A 17,095-nucleotide genomic window follows, 5' to 3' on the forward strand; every position below is an offset into this window, starting at 1 on the left:
TTTAGGAAACAATTTTCTTACAAATAACAACCCTTTAGTAATTTTGTGTAGCTAATCTGCTTAAACGTATGGCTTTAAATCTAACAGAAATTGAGCGTGTAAAAACCATTTCGAAAGAAGACTTTTATAACAACTATGTTAAGAAACAAAAGCCGCTGGTTATAGAGGAACTTACCCATGACTGGCCGGCCTTCGAAAAATGGAAATTAGACTATATAAACGACATAGCCGGAAACAAAACAGTACCACTGTATGATGACCGGCCGGTATCGCACAAAGATGGGTTTAACGAGGCGCACGCGTCTATGAAAATGAGCGAGTATATACAACTGCTTAAGTCAAAACCCACAAATTACCGGATTTTCCTTTATAATCTTATGAAGGAGGTGCCGGCACTTAAAAACGATTTTAAATGGCCCGATATAGGCCTGAGGCTGGTAAAACAGCTGCCTATGCTGTTTTTTGGCGGCGAAAACAGCCGGGTGTTTATTCATTATGATATAGACTACAGCAACATACTGCACTTTCATTTTCATGGAAAAAAGCGCTGTATATTGTTTGACCCTGAGCAAACGCCCTATTTGTATAAAGTACCGCACGCGCTTATATCAAGGGAGGACATAGATTTTGACAACCCTGATTTTGACAAATGGCCGGCGCTAAAAGAGGCAAAAGGACTGGTGTGCGAACTAAACCATGGCGAAATGCTGTACATGCCCGAGGGCTACTGGCACTACATGAAGTACCTTACGCCGGGCTTTAGCATGAGCTTAAGGGCGTTTCCACGAAACCCGGTTAACCTCATGAAAGCCGCTTACAACGTTACGGTAATGCGCTACTTTGACAATCTTATGCGCCGCGTACGGGGCCAAAAGTGGATAGATTACAAAAACCGCGAAGCGGTGGTAAGAACCCACAAAAAACTAAATCTACCGGTAGAATACGTACAAAACCCGGTGGGGTAAACATAACATCCCGCGCCTTTAGGTGCGGGATTTTTTTATCTTTGCGCTAATGGATACAGGGCACACCTCTTACACCGTAGAAGAAGCTACACGAAAGCTGGAGTACTTTTGCAGCTACCAGGACCGCTGCCATGACGAAGTACTGCAAAAGCTGAAAAGCCTCCACATGATTCCGCAGGCCATAGACCACATTATGGCGCACCTTATAGAACACAACTTTTTAAACGAAGAACGGTTTGCATGCAGCTTTGCCCGCGGTAAATGGCGCATAAAACACTGGGGAAAAAGGCGTATAGTACAGGAGCTTAAACTACGCGGCATATCAAAATACAATATAGATAAAGCCCTGAAGGAAATCAACGAAGACGATTATATTCAAAATTTTGATACGCTGGCGCAGGAACAATGGGATAAAACCCGCGAAACCTCAACACTTAAAAAGAAAAAGAAAGTAGCTGATTTTCTGCTAAGAAAAGGCTACGAAAGCCATCTTGTATTCGACAAACTAGAACAACTAACACACTAAGCAGTGTTTAAAAATTAGCTATTTTATAACTGCTAAAATTTTGTTAACTTAGCTCACGGTTTTTGCTCCTGCAAAAACACGCTTTAATAAGCAGCTATGAAACACATTTACTTTAAAATAGCACTATTCTTATCCCTTTCATGCTTTGCGCAAAATCACGTTAGCGAAGCGTATAAACTGGAAAGGCAGGCAAAATCACAGGTTTTAAAAAATCCGGAAGGTGCACTTACGCTGGTAAAGCAGGCCTTGCGTAAACCAAACCTTACCGATACCATTTACGGATCGTTATACAACATATACGGTATTTACTTTGGCATGAAGGGCAATAACGACTCGCTTATTTATTACCAGAAAAAATCCATTTCTTACTTAGAAAACTATCCTGAAAAAAGGGCACAAAGCCTTATTCCGCTGGGTGTGGGCTACCGTAACAAGGGCGAACACGAAATGGCGCTTAACTACCTGAACCAGTCGCTGGAAATATTCAGAGGGCAAAAAAATAACCGTGGCATGGGTACCGTTTACGGCGAAATAGGTAGTGTATACAATACACTGGGTGATTACGAAAAATCTGTAAAATACCTGGTTCAGGCGGTAGAACTACTAAAAAAAGATAAGGCCACAGACAAGCTGCCCGCCGTACAGCAAAAACTGGCCAATACCTATCTGGCACAAAAAAACTTCAGTTTTGCCATAGACCTTTATAATGCCTGCCTACCCGAATTTAAACGCCTGGGGCAAATGAAAAACTACTACCTTACCCTGGGCAACCTGGCTGAGGCATACATACATACCGATAACTTTAACAAGGCTATAGAGGTACTTAACGAATCTATAAGAGGCTCAGAATTTTTTGGGGATAAAACTATACTGGGAGTTAACTATGCTAAGTTGGGCAATGCCGAGCAGTATCTTAAACATTATGACAAGGCTTTTGCCGCGTATGATAAGGCGACAGAGCTAATGATAGCATCGGGCTCTAACAGGGTTATACGCATTTCCGGAGAATATATAGGGCTGCTAAGCAAGCACAAGCAATATACCAAAGCTATAGAGGTAATAAAAAGGGTGGATAAGCTTAACATGTACAGCAAAAGTAACCCCGAAGACCAGTCTATTTACAAAAAAGCGGTAGGAGATGCCTACAGCGGCACCCAGCAGGCCGATGCTGCCATAGCGGCGTACCAGCAAAGCATAAAGATAAAAGACTCACTTGCCGAAGCAGACCGTAGTAAAGCCATACGCGAAATGCAGGCAAAGTTTCAAACCGAGCTGCAACTGGAGAAAAACCACAGCCTTGAAGCCAATAATAAACTGCTCCAAAAAGACCTGGAAGCAGAGCAAACCCGCAGATGGCTGTACCTAACCGGAGGCATTGCACTGCTTGTACTGGTGCTTATGGCACTGCGTAATTACCGCATTACGTCAAAGCTGCAAAGAACAAAGCTGCAATCATTAGAAGCAGAAAAAAACATGATTGCCCAGCAGCACCTGCACGAACAGGAACTTACCAATGCGCAGCGTAATATTATAGACGAAAAACAGCGCGAACTTACCAGCACGGCACTGCGTATGGCTAACCTTCAGGATAGCCTGAACCAAATGATAGACAAGTGTAATAACGGGGAAATAAGCCGCGTAAGCGACCTTAAGAAAGAGTTACAACTGCTATCGCGCCAGGAAGACTACTGGAAACAATTTGAAACCCGTTTTAATCACGTTCATCCTGAGTTTAGTAACTCATTGCAAAACCGCTTTAATAAACTTACTAAAAACGACATTGAGTTTTGTTCGCTGCTAAAACTTAATTTAAGCAACAAGGAAATCGCATCGCTGTTGCAAATTTCTCACGAAAGTGTGATTACTAAAAAGTACCGCATTAAAAAGAAAATGGAAATCAACGACGATGAAACGTTTGAGCGTTTAATCAAAGAGATGTAATAGCACTACATTTGATTTTCAGATTTTTAAAAGCAATTATTTTTTCCAGCGGATAGACTCTACAAGGTTTTGCATATCATTCTTAATGTATGCGGCAGCCGGCATTACAGAGTCGAAATTAGGCCTGGCATAAAAGTACATAGACCCAGTAACAAAGTGGTGCACGCTGTCAGTTACATAAAACTGTGCATTAGTAGCAGCATTACCCCCCACGCTCGAAAACATTCCGTATACCTTGCTGTCTTTGTTCATATACGGTAGGGTATTTATGTTATCGGCTTTAATAACGTGCTCATACGTCAGCTTTTCGGCATCTTTTATTAGCAGGTCAAGGTTGTTATTTACCGGCTTATAGCTAAGGTAAATCGTAGCCTTCATTTTAGGATATTCTATAAGCAGGTTGCAATTACCTTTATCTTTTATACGCGCAAAAGAGTTATAGTCAAAAGTAAACGGGCACCCCTGATTAAAGTGCATATTGTTACCAAGCTCATAATCGAGCCTTAAAAAACCATCGGGCTTAGGGCTGGTATCGCCACCACAGGCTGTAAAGAAAGTTGAGGCAGCAGCCAATATAGAAAATGCTAAAAACTTATGTATGCGTTTCATGCAGGGTAACCTTAATTTGTTTTATTCTTCTGTTATCAACAGATTCTGCGGTAAAGATATTGCCATTAAAATTAATTTTCTGCCCCTTTTCAGGAAAATTACCGTTTAGCTCTATTAAAAATCCGGCCAACGTATCGGCCTCTCCCCGCTCCTGTTCAAAAATTTCCTCATCAATGCCGGTTATCCGGTAAAAATCCTTCAGGCTTATTTTGCCTTCAAACAGATATATGTTGTCATCTATCTGGCTAAACACCACATCATCCCCGGCATCAAACTCATCGCTTATATCGCCTACTATTTCTTCCAGCACATCTTCAAGGGTAATAATACCGGCAGTATCGCCATACTCATCTATAACCACTGCAAAGTGGCGTTTCATCCCCTGAAATTCGCGCAGCAAATCATCAAGCTTTTTAGACTCAGGTACATAATGTGGTTCGCGCAGCATTTGCTGCCAGTTAAAATCCTCAAGCGACGTGTGCGGTAACAAATCTTTTAAAAACAGCACCCCTTTTATCTGGTCTATAGAATTTTGGTACACCGGTATACGGCTGTAACCCGATTCTATAACCAGCCCCAGCAGTTCACGGTAGGGCGTAGTTACAGGCAGGGCAAAAACATCAATCCGCGGCGTCATTACCTCGCTAGCCTCGGTAGTGCCAAAGTTTACAATACCTTCCAGCAGGCGTTGTTCCTCCTGGTTTGCACCGCCGTAATCGGTTAGCTCCAACGCCTGCGACAACCTGTCGATGTCAAAATCCTGCTTGCCAAGGTTAATCCGGTTATTAATGTACAATATAAGCTTACGAAGCGGTACCGTTATAGGGCTAAGTATACGGCTAAGCACATACACCGGAAAACACAAGGCCAGCGCCACAGCTTTAGTATGCCGTACTGCAAGCGCTTTAGGTATCATTTGCCCAAAGACCAATACAAGCGCAGTAATAACAACTACTCCGGCTACTACACTTAACCATGCATACGGCAAGCCCGAAAAAGGCTGGGCACTAAAAAACAGCACAATGGCCGAAACATTGATAACGGTGTTTGTTATAGAAAGTGTAGCCAGCAGTTTTCGTGGAGTTTCTATAAGTGTGGCTATAATACCCGCCTTACGTATATTTTTTGTGCGAAGTGCAGCAATATCATCTGGCGAAAGCGAAAACAAAGCAACCTCGGCAGCACTAACCACCGCCGAAAAAAACAACAACAGTACAACGGTGGCAAAAACCGCCACAAGATTAAAGTCAGTTACCAGTATGGTCTGGGGGCCGGGATCGTCCAAAACTAAAACTATTGGTTATACATGGGTTTAAAACGGAAGGTCGTCATTCTCGGGTAGGGTAACATCATAGTCCGGCCGGGGGGCAGCTGCCGGCGCACCCTGCTGAGGTGCCTTAGCCGGGTCATACTCTTTCTTAGTAGAAAGAAACGTAAACTCTGTAACCTGTATCTCTGTAGTATACTTAGGGGTACCGTCTTCGCCCTGCCACTGCCTTGATTTTATGCGCCCTTCTATATATATTTTATCGCCTTTACTCAGGTACTTTTCGCATACCTCGGCCGCTTTATTACGCACTACAAGGTTATGCCACTCGGTAGTAACAATACGCTCGTTTGTTTGCTTATTAATGTACACCTCATTAGTAGCCAGCGGAAAACGGCCTATGCAGTTGCCACCATCAAAATAGTGCAACTTTACATCGTCGCCCAGGTGGCCTATGAGCATTACTTTATTTAACGTACCATTCATTAGTATTGCGGTTTTGAGTGTTTATACCAAATATACTTAATAATACCGTTACTGCCAATGCCGCGTAGCAAAATTGTGCAGCACTATGGGCAGCGGTATATTTTTAAGCCGCTCAGGTTCAATAGCATCCTGAAGCGTAAGTGCAGTAGTAACCTCCCAAAAGCGGATATGTAGTTTTTGATGCGAAAGCTTGTGTATTACCACCTCTGGCGAAAGCAGGGTTATTTGTTCCGGCTCAAAGCCCAGTTGCGCAAACGAATGTATAAGCGGCACCGTAGCTTGATTTGATGTAAACTCCTCTGTTTCCAGCAGTGGAAACTGGTACAGGCCATGCCAAATACCTTTTTCGCTTCTGCGCTGCACCAGTAATTTACCGGCGGCATCTTTTACCACTATATAATTAAGGTAACGGTCTGTAACCTTTTGCTTTTTTAGTTTTACAGGGAGCTCGGCTACCCTGCCTGTGGCGTAGGCCGCACAGGTATCATTAAATATGCATGCGGCACAATCCGGACTTTTCGGTACGCACTGCAGGGCGCCAAACTCCATCATGGCCTGGTTAAACGCGCTGGCCTGACCGGCAGGCATAAGTGATGCAGCAAGGGCGGTAAACTCTTTTTTGGCCCCCGAAGAAGAAATATCTGTAGTAATACCGAAATAGCGCGATAGTACCCGGTACACGTTACCGTCTACCACGGGCACGGCCTCGCCATAGCATATAGAGGCAATGGCGGCGGCAGTATAATCGCCTACCCCTTTAAGCTTAAGCAGCCCGGCATAGCTGTCAGGGAAGCTTCCGCCGAGATCAAAGGCTACCATTTTAGCAGTAGCGTGCAGGTTACGCGCGCGGCTGTAATACCCCAGGCCCTGCCACAGGTGCAGTACCTTTTCTTCGGGTGCATTAGCCATATCCTGCACGGTAGGAAACGCCGCTATAAACTTGTTAAAATACGGAAGACCCTGTGCTACACGGGTTTGCTGCAGCATAATTTCTGAGAGCCACACAGGGTACGGATGCGGTGTTTTGCGCCAGGGCAGGTCGCGCCTGTTTTGCAAGTACCAGTCTATTAATAACTTAGAAAATGTCATTGTTATGGGATGGTTTGCAAAATTAAAAGTTTATGTTATTAAATTTTAATAGATTACCTTGAATAATTGTTTTTTTAATTGTTATATTTGCACACTCAAAAAAATACATACAAAATAAAATCTAGAAAAAATGACGAAAGCAGACATCGTAGCGAAAATTTCGGAGAAACTTGGACTTGAGAAAGGTGATGTTCAGGCAACAGTTGAGTCTTTCATGGAAGAAGTAAAAGCTTCACTTGAAACCGGAGATAACGTTTACCTAAGGGGTTTTGGTAGCTTCATCATCAAAACACGTGCTGAAAAAACAGGAAGGAATATTTCTAAGAATACAACCATCAAGATACCTGCCCACAACATTCCGGCATTTAAACCTGCTAAGATATTTGTAGACGGCGTAAAAACGAATACTGAAGTAAAAGCAAACTAATTTATTAACCACAAACACCCTTAGACATTATGCCAAGTGGTAAAAAAAGAAAAAGACATAAGGTAGCTACTCACAAACGTAAAAAAAGAGCGAGAGCTAACCGTCACAAGAAGAAAAAGTAGTGTAAACTACTTTTTTCTTTTTTAAGGCCTAAAGATGATAGACAATTAACCCGGCACACCGGAGCAAGGATGAAAAACACCTGCCTAAAGTTGTCTTTTCGTTTATTATCTGTTATCTTTAGGTCTTACTTTAAAAAAAAGTTCATTGAAAAAAGATTTAATTTCAGATTTCAGAATTTAGATTTCAGAATAACGCTGAACACTGAATACTGCGACTGATTACTGAATCGCCGGGTACAACAATGCCTGTATAACTATTGTTTAATCCATCTGGATACGGTTTGTAGTTTGTAGTTTGTAGTTTGTAGTTGCCGTGAGCATCCATAAACCATAAACAATAAACCATAAACAATACACAGATAAAAATGTACAGCGTGAACAAAGAACTTATTATCCGTTCTGGTTCTGAAGCGGTAGATTTTGCCTTATTAAAAGATGGAAAACTAATAGAATTACACAAAGAAAAGGAAGATAAAAGCCAGTTTAATGTAGGCGATATTTTTATTGCAAAAATACGTAAACCGGTACCGGGGCTAAACGCGGCCTTTGTAAATGTGGGTTTTGAAAAAGACGCATTTTTACATTACCACGACCTGGGGCCAAATCTCCCTTCTTTGCTGAAATTCATAAAACTTGTAAGCGCAGGTAAATTAAAGGACTATTCCCTTAAAAATTTTGCTTTTGAACCGGAAATAGACAAAAACGGAGCCATTGCCGATGTACTAAGCTCTAACCAGAGCGTACTGGTACAGGTAGTAAAAGAACCCATAAGCACTAAAGGCCCACGTATAAGCTCAGAGCTTTCGCTGGCGGGCCGCTATGTGGTGCTGGTACCGTTTAGCGATCGTATTTCCATATCGCAAAAGATAGAATCTAAAGAGGAAAAAGACCGCCTTAAAAGGCTGGTACAAAGCATAAGGCCAAAAGGTTTTGGTGTTATAGTACGTACCGTTGCCGAAGGCAAAAAAGTGGCAGAGCTGGACAGAGACCTCCAGAACCTGACCGATAAGTGGACCGCCATGTGCAAAAGGCTACAGGGCGCACACCACCCAAGCAAAGTGCTGGGTGAAGTAAATAAAGTGTCATCTATACTCCGCGATGTGTTTAACGATACCTTTACCGGTATTTACGCAGACGACGAAGACCTTTATTACGCAACGAAGGACTATCTGCAGGAGATAGCCCCGCAAAAAGCGAATATCGTAAAGCATTACCAAAACAGGGATTTGCCCCTATTTGAAAAATACAACATAGAAAGGCAAATAAAAACCTCTTTTGGAAAAACGGTATCTATGAGCAAAGGCGCGTATCTTATTATAGAACACACCGAAGCCCTGCACGTTATAGACGTAAACAGTGGTAACCGCTCTAACAAGGCACTAAGCCAGGAAGACACCGCCCTTGAAGTAAATCTTATAGCCGCCGCCGAAATTGCAAGGCAGCTGCGACTAAGGGATATGGGAGGGATTATAGTGGTGGATTTCATAGATATGAACAATCCGGAGAACCGCAAAAAACTGTATGATTTCCTGAGAGAGGAAATGAGCGACGATAAAGCAAAACACAAGATCCTGCCACCGAGTAAATTTGGCCTGATACAAATTACACGGCAAAGGGTGCGGCCTGAAGTAAAAATAAAGACCAGGGAGGAAAACCCTATGGGTAGCGGCGAAATAGAAGCCCCTATACTGGTAATAGACAAAATATCGGCCGACCTTGAAAGAATTATACGGAACCACAAAAAACTGGTGCTTAATACCCACCCGTTTGTGGCCGCTTACCTTACAAAAGGTTTCCCATCCATACGTGCAAAATGGTTCATGGAGCACAAAAAATGGATAAAAGTAATACCACGTGACGCTTACACGTATTTAGAATACCACTTTTATGACAGCAACGGAAACGCTGTTTCAGAATAACAAAAACCGCTCTTACAACGTAAGGGCGGTTTTTTTGTTTATACTAAACTGCAGTGTTTCAAAGTTATTATATTCGTACACAAAACCAACCGCTATGAGATACTCCTTTTTTGTTTTATTGTTGTTGCTGTTTTCCTGTAAGAAAGATGAACAATCTGCAAACTATAAACATGTTAAACATATACCCAGTATTGTAGACAGTCTTAATACAAACGCTCAGGTAAAAGAATACTTGGCTACTAAGGTAGATACTAACCTCAGGGGGTTTGATATGCCGCCGTTAGACCAGATGGATATTACGCCTTTTGGAGGCAAGAATGACAGTATATTCCGTTCGTCTTTTAAAAAATATGGTGTTACACGGAATTTTTATAAAGCTGATTTCGATAATAACGGTTATACTGATATGCTTTTATTAGGAGGATATGGTAACTCGTATTATTCTTTCGTTGTTATGAATAATGGCAATAGTGATCCAAAAGTACACCTAATGGGATCGTTCGATTATTTTTTTATCCCAAAACTAATTTACAGGAAAGGGAATCCGCTTTTAGAAATACATGGGGAGAAACCTGACTTTAGCAAAAAGAAAATTTCATTTAAGCCGTTTCATGATACATTACATTGGAAAAATATCGGTTTTGCAGGGGAGAACCAAAATCCGAAAGAATATAAAATTGAAAAGATTCAATTTGTTGAAGGAGGCTGTTTCGGCACATGTCCGGTTTTTGAAATACATATAGATGATAAGGGAAAAACTTTTTTCTTTGCTGAGTTTTATAATTTTAGTCATGATCATGGGGCTAAGCCTGAAGATAAGGTTTTTGTAACTACCCTTAGTAATAAAACGTATAACGAAATAAAGTCATTCTTGAATTATATTGATTTTTCAACCCTGCACAACGACTATAGTGTTTTTTATACCGATGCCGCAAGCTGTGATTTAATAATTACTTATGATGGAGGTAAAACAAAGAAAATCAGTGATTACGGCATGTTGGGTTCTCACGAACTCATAGCATTATACACGTACTTTAAAGAACTTCGCTTTAACCAAAACTGGAAGGAAATAAAAAAACCCGACGGGATTAGGATAAACACCTGGATTAGAGACACAGAATAACCGCCATGAAAAAAAACACAATCATTGCTATACTCTGCCTAACGGCTATAGCCTGTAAAAAGGATCCTGAAAAAACATTAAATGACACCGTGGAGACTCAAGTTACAACGCCACCAAAACACCCTACAAACACAACTAAAAGCGACACGCTTACTATCGACAAGCGTTGTGCTGTAACCTACTGGGCACCTAAGGAAAAGATGGATAAAATGAAAAAAGATGGAGGTGACGGTTTTTATACCGCTTCAGATGATGTAGGATGGTATATATATGAATCTACAAGGTACCTTGATAGTATTAATTTCCCAATAATCAGGACTAAAGGCTATAGATATATCCGGTTTAAGAAAGCCGATGGTTCCTCAGAATATATAAACACAGATACCATACATGGAATAGCCAATATTTATTTCTTTGACCCGCATAAAACAGTTATCAATGCAGATATTACAAATATATACGAATCGTTTCCGGAATATTTTACCCCTTCCGAATAGTTGCATGCACTTTTGTATCATCATTCCGCGCTTTTGTATAAGTCCGTCTGAGTACCACCGCCCTACCTTTGTCATGTAACATTTAAAAACAAAATACTCATGTCGAAGACAATATTTATTACAGGAGCATCAAGAGGATTTGGTAAACTATGGGCAGAAGTAGACAAATACTTTAAATAACCGACAGGACTTTATCAGATGAGATTACTCTCATTGCACAAAAAAACAAAAACACCGTTACAATTAGGTAAAACCCTATTCTATAAAAACTCCCCTAGCCTTACTTTAGAACAAATTTTACTCAACTAAATGAAAAACACCTACTTTTTACAGGCGCTGATTATGGCGTTGTTTATCTCCTGCGATAAGGATGATAATGGCATTAACAGCCCGGCAGGAGGTACTAATAAAGTATCCTTTGTATATAACGGAAAAATGGTAGAACTTGACAGTTTTTATGCAAACAACATTACAAGGATAAGCACTAATGAGGTAATAGGTAAACATGTAAGTGCTTATCATTCAAAAAGCGGTTTTCAAAATACAGATTTTACAGCCGATTTTTATTTCTATACCAACGGAAATGATTACAGCCTGTATAGTGTAAAGGTGGGAGTTACCGAAAAATACGATTCAGGCCCTGTGGTGTCATCGACAGATTACTACGAAAACACTTTTTATAACGATACCGATTTAAACTTCACTCATAACATCTCAAATAACACGGGAGTTATTATACAGGGCGAATTTAACGGAAAACTTACTGACCACTTACTCTATGATACAATAAGCGTAAGCCAGGGAAAAATAAAATTTGAGTTACCGTAATACGCAAAATAGAAAACAAAAAAGCAACCCGTTAAGGTTGCTTTTTGTATTTGGTATATAATGTAAATTACATGCTACCGGCTTTGTCGTGGCTGCAAGAAGCTTTTTTCTCACCGCCTGCGCAGCATCCTGCTTTCTTTTCGCCTGCGGCTGGTTTAGCATCAGTAGCCGCGGCCGATGCACCGTGAGCCGAGCAGCAACCTGCTTTTTTCTCGCCGCTGTGGCTGCAAGCTTCTTTGCTTTCAGCAGTTTTAGCGTCAGCTTTAGCCGCTTTTTTCTTTTTGCCTTTATCAAAAGAAGCATCGTAGTACGCCTTATCGCCAGACGATTTTACGTCAGATACTTTATAGGCTCCGTCGGCAAGTTTTTCTACCGTTTCTACAAACTTTTCAGGGGTTTGTTTAGCCGGGTCAAACGCTACAGTAGCTGTTTTCTTTTCAAAATCCACACTGGCTTTAGATACGCCTTCCATGCCGCTAAGTTTGTTTTCAATGGTTTTGGCACAGCCTTCAGGGCAGGTCATACCCTCTATTTTAAACGTAGTGGTTTCCAGGTTAGCTGCAACTGCTTTAGTATTGTCTGCAGTAGTAGCTGCATCGGCAGTAGCTTCGGTTTTAGCAGCATCTTTACAGCTTGCAAATACAAGCACTGCCACAGCCATCATAGAAAGTTTCTTTGCAAAATTCATACGAAGTTGTTTTTTATATTTAAAATATTGTTCGTCTCAGGCTACAAATGTAACTAAAAACCTAAATCACAGGTATGATATACATCATTTTTATACACTGGGTAAACAAAAAACCCTTTTCTGTTACAGAAAAGGGTTTGTAAGTATCTTAAAACGGAAGATCGTCATGTTCCTGCTCGTTATAATTCGGAGCCGGCTCAAAAGCATCGCGCGGCGTAGCCGGCTGCTGAAAGCCCTGCTGTGGCTGGCCGTAGCCGCCTCCCTGTTGAGGGGCGTTGTATCCTTGTTGTGGCTGTGCGTAACCTCCGCCTTGCGGAGCACCGTATCCACCTCCTTGCGGAGCGCCATAACCACCACCCTGAGGGGCACCATAGCCCTGTTGCGGCTGTCCGTAGCCACCCTGCGGGGCACCGTATCCCTGTGGTGCGCCATACCCTTGCTGAGGGGCATCGCCGCCACGCTCTATCCTCCAACCCTGTATAGAGTTAAAATACCTTGTTTCGCCTTGTGGAGTTACCCACTCACGGCCCCTAAGATTTATGGAAACCCTAACAGGCTCACCTATCTGGTAACTGTTTAGCAAATCGCACTTATCCTGAGTAAACTCTATAAGTATGTGCTGCGGGTACTGCTCATCTGTAGTTACTACCACTTCTCTCTTCCTGAAACCGTTAGCGCCAAAGGCTTTGGTTTCGTCAATCATTTTAATCCTTCCGGTTACTTCCATAAATTTTGGTTTTTTTCTGCCTCAACGGGCAGCTATCGTTACTATATAAAAAATTGTTCTCTAAAAATTTCCTTTGGCAAGTAGCAATTTCCATGCCGTAGCCACATCATTCGCATCAAGATATTCTTTAGCGCGCTGTAGCTTTTTCTGCTCATCATCAGCACTTAAAAGCGCTTTGGCTTCAAAACTGCCTTCTACAAATGTAGCAATTTCTTCGGCTGTGGGCAAGGCCTCTACATTACCCAGCTTACCCAGGTCGTTACCGTTAAATAACGGGCTGTTTGTTATAAATGCCGGTATGGCATCTACCCCTACTCCCAGCGTAGTAAGCGGTTTTTCTACCTCAAAAAGCCCATCGTTAGCACGCGAATACCAGTTGCCTCCCAAGCGCGATACCAAGTCTATTTTATGCTGGTCTATGTTACCGGATTCATCCAGTATATCTTCGCTTATGTGCATTCTAAGCACTTCGCAAATTACAAGGTTACCCGCACCTCCGCCATCACCCAATGATACTATCTGGTTTACACGGCATTCAAACTGTACCGGGGCTTCCTTTACCCTTGGCGGTTTTACCACCTCAGATGGCAGCATGGTAAACCCTGCCTTTACAAACTCGTTAACCCCATCGGCATACTCTGTACTGCTTAACGATGTTTGCTGTACCATGTCATAATTTACAACATTAATAACCACTTCCTTATGCAAATCGGCGTTAATAAGCGTATGCTTTATGGTGTTGTTCCTTACCCTTCGCGATGGCGAAAAAATCAGTATGGGCGGATTAGTACTGAAAAGGTTAAAGAAACTGAAAGGCGACAAATTAGGCTCTCCGTTTGCATCTACTGTACTGGCAAGAGCTATAGGCCTTGGCCCTACAGAACTCTGCAAATAACCGTGTAGCTTTTGTGTAGGTAAATCGTTTGGGTTAATGGTAAGCATTATTGTTGTTTGTTGTTTAGGCAAAGATACTTTTTATAACGTATGAATAACGGCGCATGGTAAGGTTGTTAATAAAATATTCCGGCCGTTGCAGCGTTATGGCTATACCTCTTGCTACCGTTAGTTTTACTATCTTTAAGGCAAAATATATTTTTTTGTATGCAGATTTCCGATAAAAGGACCGTAACCCGATGGGTAATTATTATAGTTTCTTTTTTTATTGTAACTTTTATAGTGTGGAATACCTATTACCTGTTTCAGATTTTTAAAGAAGAGGAACGCAATAAAATGGAACTGTGGGCGCAATCTCAAATAAGCCTGAACAACGCAAATGAAAATACTGACGTAGAGTTACCATTGCGCATTATAACCGGTAACCGCACTATTCCCATTATAAAAGTAGAGGTACATAAAGGGAAAGATAGTGTAGTAGATATAGCAAACATAGACGAGTCTATACCAAAAAATTCAGAAAGGATGCGTGCTATTTTAGAAGATCTTAAAATGGAAAACTCACCCATTAAAATGGAAATTTCTAAAAAGCACATACAATACCTCTACTATGGTAACTCTACCCTGTTAAATGTTCTGAAATACTACCCGTTTGCACTCGTGCTTATTATAATACTTTTTGGCGCTGTGGTGTACAACTTTTATCGTGCTACAAAGGCCGGCGCACAAAACAGGCTTTGGGCAGGTATGGCTAAGGAAACCGCCCACCAGATAGGTACACCGTTATCTTCTTTACTGGGATGGATAGAAATAATGCGTGCCGATGACGTAGACGAAACTACCGTAACCGAAGTAGAAAAAGATGTACTGCGCCTGCAAACCATAGCCGACCGCTTTAGTAAAATAGGCAGCGAACCGGTGCTGGAAGAACGGGATGTAATAGCGGAAACAGAAAAATCATTTCAATACCTTAAAAGCCGTGCCAGCCGCCAGGTAGAATTTAGCTTTACCGCACCAAACTACCCGGTAAAAGTGCTGCTAAACCCCGAACTCCATAGCTGGACGATAGAAAACCTGGTAAAGAACGCCATAGATGCCATGAAGGGTAAAGGCACCCTGCACGTAGAAATACAGGAACGCGAAAATTATGTAAAAATCAGGGTGACAGACAGCGGTAAGGGCATCCCAAAATCGCAGTTTCGCAAGGTATTTGAACCTGGATTTACCACCAAAAAACGCGGTTGGGGGCTTGGACTTTCGCTTACCCGCCGTATTGTAGAAGAATACCATAACGGACGCATAAAGGTGGCGCAAAGCGAAATAGGCAAGGGGACCACCATGCAGGTTACACTGGATAAGATAAAATAACACTCGGCGCGAGACATAAAAACAAAGGCTGCCTAATCAGGCAGCCTTTAATACTTTTATAACAACACAGAATTAGTTTGCTGTATATGTTTGTTCATAAGTAAATTTTACTCCATTAACGGTTTCTTGGTACTCAATCAAAAGCTTGCTCGAAGAAAGCTCTTTAATTGTACCAGTGCTTCCGTCGCTTGTAATGCTGGTTCCATTAACAGTGTACGTATCGGTGTAAGTCATTGGGTTACAATCTGAAGTATACTCCACACCCGTTAAAGTACCGTTAGTTCCGTACATTTCATAGTCTTTTGCAGTAGTACATGCATGTTCGTAAGGCTGATTTACACTCTGCCCTGCAACAGTTGTCTTAGTACCACTAAAGTACCACTTACCTACTGTAAGCTTAGACATATCTACTTTTGAAACATTGTTGTTGTCGTCTTTAGAACAAGACATAATAAGGGCACTAGCCATAAGAAGGCCTAATACTTTTTTCATCTTTTTTGATTAATTGGTTTAACAATGCCGCAAAGCTATTCTATTTTTTAACATTTACAAATTAAATTTAACAAGTAAAAAAATAATTTAACATTTATTAACGCTATGTTGTCTTAAGAAATTAACATCCTTTACTGTTAAACAATAAAAAAGCACCTTACGGCGCTTTTAAAGATTTTCATGTATTTGTTTGGCCAAAGCCTCAAACTCTTCTTTTTCGAGTTTTACCTTATTTACAAAGCGCATCTCGTCCATTTCGTTAAGCGGAATAAGGTGTACGTGTACGTGTGGCACTTCAAGGCCCACCACAGCTACACCTACCCTTTTGCAAGTCACGGTTTTCTCCAAGGCTTTAGCTACCTTTCGGCTAAACTTCATAAGCCCCAGGTAGTGCTCCTCTTCCATATCAAAAATCTTATTGATTTCCTGCTTGGGTATGCACAGCGTGTGCCCTTTAGCGTTAGGGTTTACATCTAAAAAGGCAAGGTAGTTTTCATCCTCAGCTACTTTATATGCCGGGATTTCGCCGCTAACTATTTTGGTAAATATGGTGCTCATAGTGCTTTATTTACAGGTTATTCCCTTGTTATCTCAAGAACCTCAAACTGCAGTGTACCGTTTGGCACCTTGATTTCGGCAACCTCGCCTACAGTTTTACCTAAAAGGCCTTTGCCTATGGGCGATGTAACCGAAATTTTATTAGCCTTCAGGTTCGCTTCACTCTCGGCTACCAACATGTACTTCATTTCCATGCCATTTGCCTTATTTTTAATTTTTACGGTACTAAGTACTAAAGCTTTGCTGGTATCCAGTTGCGATTCGTCTATAATACGTGCGTTAGCTACAAGCTCTTCCATTTTAGAAATTTTCATCTCTAAAAGCCCCTGCGCTTCTTTGGCGGCATCGTACTCGGCATTTTCAGAAAGGTCGCCCTTATCCCTGGCCTCGGCAATAGCCTGGCTGGCCCTTGGGCGCTCTACACTCTTCAGGTAATCCAGCTCATCTTTTAATTTTTTCAGTCCCTCAGCGGTGTAATAAGATACTGTACTCATAATTTCGTCGTTTATATAAATAGAAAAAATCCCATCTCGACGGGATTTCCTTTACGCAAAGATAATATTTTACTG

At 41.6% G+C, this 17,095-nt stretch carries 19 protein-coding genes; 9 read left to right on the forward strand and 10 right to left on the reverse strand.

Annotation, left to right across the window (positions count from 1 at the left end):
- Positions 1–68: 68 nt before the first annotated feature.
- The 3 genes from ACLI08_RS01650 (at position 69) to ACLI08_RS01660 (ending at position 3,432) form a co-directional block, all read left to right on the forward strand.
- Entirely contained in the window at positions 69–965 is an 897-nt protein-coding gene (locus ACLI08_RS01650) for a cupin-like domain-containing protein (protein WP_411426712.1), read from the forward strand.
- Positions 966–1,014: 49 nt separating this feature from the next.
- Positions 1,015–1,491 carry a regulatory protein RecX gene (locus ACLI08_RS01655; protein WP_411426713.1) on the forward strand — a complete coding sequence of 159 codons (477 nt, stop codon included), beginning with the start codon at positions 1,015–1,017 and terminating at the stop codon, positions 1,489–1,491.
- A 96-nt stretch (positions 1,492–1,587) separates the two neighbouring features.
- Positions 1,588–3,432, forward strand: coding sequence for a tetratricopeptide repeat protein (locus ACLI08_RS01660; RefSeq protein WP_411426714.1), 1,845 nt, complete (start codon positions 1,588–1,590; stop codon positions 3,430–3,432).
- A gap of 36 nt (positions 3,433–3,468) precedes the next feature.
- Here the strand turns inward: ACLI08_RS01660 and gldD are convergent, their stop codons facing one another.
- From gldD to mutY, 4 genes are read right to left on the reverse strand one after another with little or no spacing between them, the layout of a single operon-like run.
- The gene (gldD, locus tag ACLI08_RS01665; RefSeq protein WP_411426715.1) at positions 3,469–4,041 is read right to left on the reverse strand and encodes a gliding motility lipoprotein GldD; all 573 of its coding nucleotides are present in this window, start codon (positions 4,039–4,041) and stop codon (positions 3,469–3,471) included.
- The gene (gene gldE / locus ACLI08_RS01670; RefSeq protein WP_411426716.1) at positions 4,025–5,326 is read right to left on the reverse strand and encodes a gliding motility-associated protein GldE; all 1,302 of its coding nucleotides are present in this window, start codon (positions 5,324–5,326) and stop codon (positions 4,025–4,027) included. Before gldE ends, gldD begins: the two co-directional genes overlap by 17 nt.
- Before the next feature lie 27 nt (positions 5,327–5,353).
- Positions 5,354–5,794 carry a single-stranded DNA-binding protein gene (locus tag ACLI08_RS01675; protein ID WP_411426717.1) on the reverse strand — a complete coding sequence of 147 codons (441 nt, stop codon included), beginning with the start codon at positions 5,792–5,794 and terminating at the stop codon, positions 5,354–5,356.
- 48 nt (positions 5,795–5,842) lie between these two features.
- The gene (gene mutY / locus ACLI08_RS01680) at positions 5,843–6,883 is read right to left on the reverse strand and encodes an A/G-specific adenine glycosylase (protein ID WP_411426718.1); all 1,041 of its coding nucleotides are present in this window, start codon (positions 6,881–6,883) and stop codon (positions 5,843–5,845) included.
- Positions 6,884–7,013: 130 nt separating this feature from the next.
- Between mutY and ACLI08_RS01685 the strand changes: the two genes are divergently transcribed.
- From ACLI08_RS01685 to ACLI08_RS01705, 5 genes are all read left to right on the forward strand, one after another.
- Positions 7,014–7,310, forward strand: a complete 297-nt coding sequence (locus ACLI08_RS01685) for an HU family DNA-binding protein (protein ID WP_411426719.1) — start codon at positions 7,014–7,016, stop codon at positions 7,308–7,310.
- Between the two features lie 496 nt (positions 7,311–7,806).
- Positions 7,807–9,351, forward strand: coding sequence for an Rne/Rng family ribonuclease (locus ACLI08_RS01690; protein ID WP_411426720.1), 1,545 nt, complete (start codon positions 7,807–7,809; stop codon positions 9,349–9,351).
- Positions 9,352–9,445: 94 nt separating this feature from the next.
- Positions 9,446–10,474 carry a DUF6438 domain-containing protein gene (locus tag ACLI08_RS01695; protein ID WP_411426721.1) on the forward strand — a complete coding sequence of 343 codons (1,029 nt, stop codon included), beginning with the start codon at positions 9,446–9,448 and terminating at the stop codon, positions 10,472–10,474.
- Between the two features lie 5 nt (positions 10,475–10,479).
- The gene (locus tag ACLI08_RS01700; RefSeq protein ID WP_411426722.1) at positions 10,480–10,971 is read left to right on the forward strand and encodes a hypothetical protein; all 492 of its coding nucleotides are present in this window, start codon (positions 10,480–10,482) and stop codon (positions 10,969–10,971) included.
- A gap of 309 nt (positions 10,972–11,280) precedes the next feature.
- On the forward strand, positions 11,281–11,799 hold the full coding sequence (locus ACLI08_RS01705; RefSeq protein WP_411426723.1) for a hypothetical protein: 519 nt from the start codon (positions 11,281–11,283) through the stop codon (positions 11,797–11,799).
- Between the two features lie 67 nt (positions 11,800–11,866).
- Here the strand turns inward: ACLI08_RS01705 and ACLI08_RS01710 are convergent, their stop codons facing one another.
- The 3 genes from ACLI08_RS01710 to ACLI08_RS01720 all read right to left on the reverse strand — a co-directional run bounded on the left by ACLI08_RS01710 (position 11,867) and on the right by ACLI08_RS01720 (position 14,156).
- A complete protein-coding gene (locus ACLI08_RS01710) occupies positions 11,867–12,487 on the reverse strand; it encodes a heavy-metal-associated domain-containing protein (RefSeq protein WP_411426724.1) in 621 nt (206 codons plus the stop codon).
- 148 nt (positions 12,488–12,635) lie between these two features.
- The gene (locus tag ACLI08_RS01715; protein WP_411426725.1) at positions 12,636–13,214 is read right to left on the reverse strand and encodes a DUF3127 domain-containing protein; all 579 of its coding nucleotides are present in this window, start codon (positions 13,212–13,214) and stop codon (positions 12,636–12,638) included.
- Between the two features lie 60 nt (positions 13,215–13,274).
- Positions 13,275–14,156 carry a flavin reductase family protein gene (locus tag ACLI08_RS01720; RefSeq protein ID WP_411426726.1) on the reverse strand — a complete coding sequence of 294 codons (882 nt, stop codon included), beginning with the start codon at positions 14,154–14,156 and terminating at the stop codon, positions 13,275–13,277.
- Between the two features lie 159 nt (positions 14,157–14,315).
- On the opposite strand from ACLI08_RS01720, the gene ACLI08_RS01725 reads away from it, so the two are divergent.
- Positions 14,316–15,476 (forward strand): sensor histidine kinase, encoded by a 1,161-nt coding sequence (locus ACLI08_RS01725; protein ID WP_411426727.1) that lies wholly within the window; start codon positions 14,316–14,318, stop codon positions 15,474–15,476.
- 72 nt (positions 15,477–15,548) lie between these two features.
- Here the strand turns inward: ACLI08_RS01725 and ACLI08_RS01730 are convergent, their stop codons facing one another.
- From ACLI08_RS01730 to greA, 3 genes are all read right to left on the reverse strand, one after another.
- Positions 15,549–15,968, reverse strand: coding sequence for a hypothetical protein (locus tag ACLI08_RS01730; RefSeq protein ID WP_411426728.1), 420 nt, complete (start codon positions 15,966–15,968; stop codon positions 15,549–15,551).
- Between the two features lie 168 nt (positions 15,969–16,136).
- Positions 16,137–16,526: an HIT family protein gene (locus ACLI08_RS01735; RefSeq protein ID WP_411426729.1), complete on the reverse strand. Its 390-nt coding sequence runs from the start codon at positions 16,524–16,526 to the stop codon at positions 16,137–16,139.
- A 17-nt stretch (positions 16,527–16,543) separates the two neighbouring features.
- Positions 16,544–17,020 carry a transcription elongation factor GreA gene (gene greA / locus ACLI08_RS01740; protein WP_411426730.1) on the reverse strand — a complete coding sequence of 159 codons (477 nt, stop codon included), beginning with the start codon at positions 17,018–17,020 and terminating at the stop codon, positions 16,544–16,546.
- Positions 17,021–17,095: the final 75 nt, after the last annotated feature.

The organism is Flavobacterium sp. RNTU_13 (assembly GCF_046614455.1).
Lineage (GTDB): Bacteria > Bacteroidota > Bacteroidia > Flavobacteriales > Flavobacteriaceae > Flavobacterium.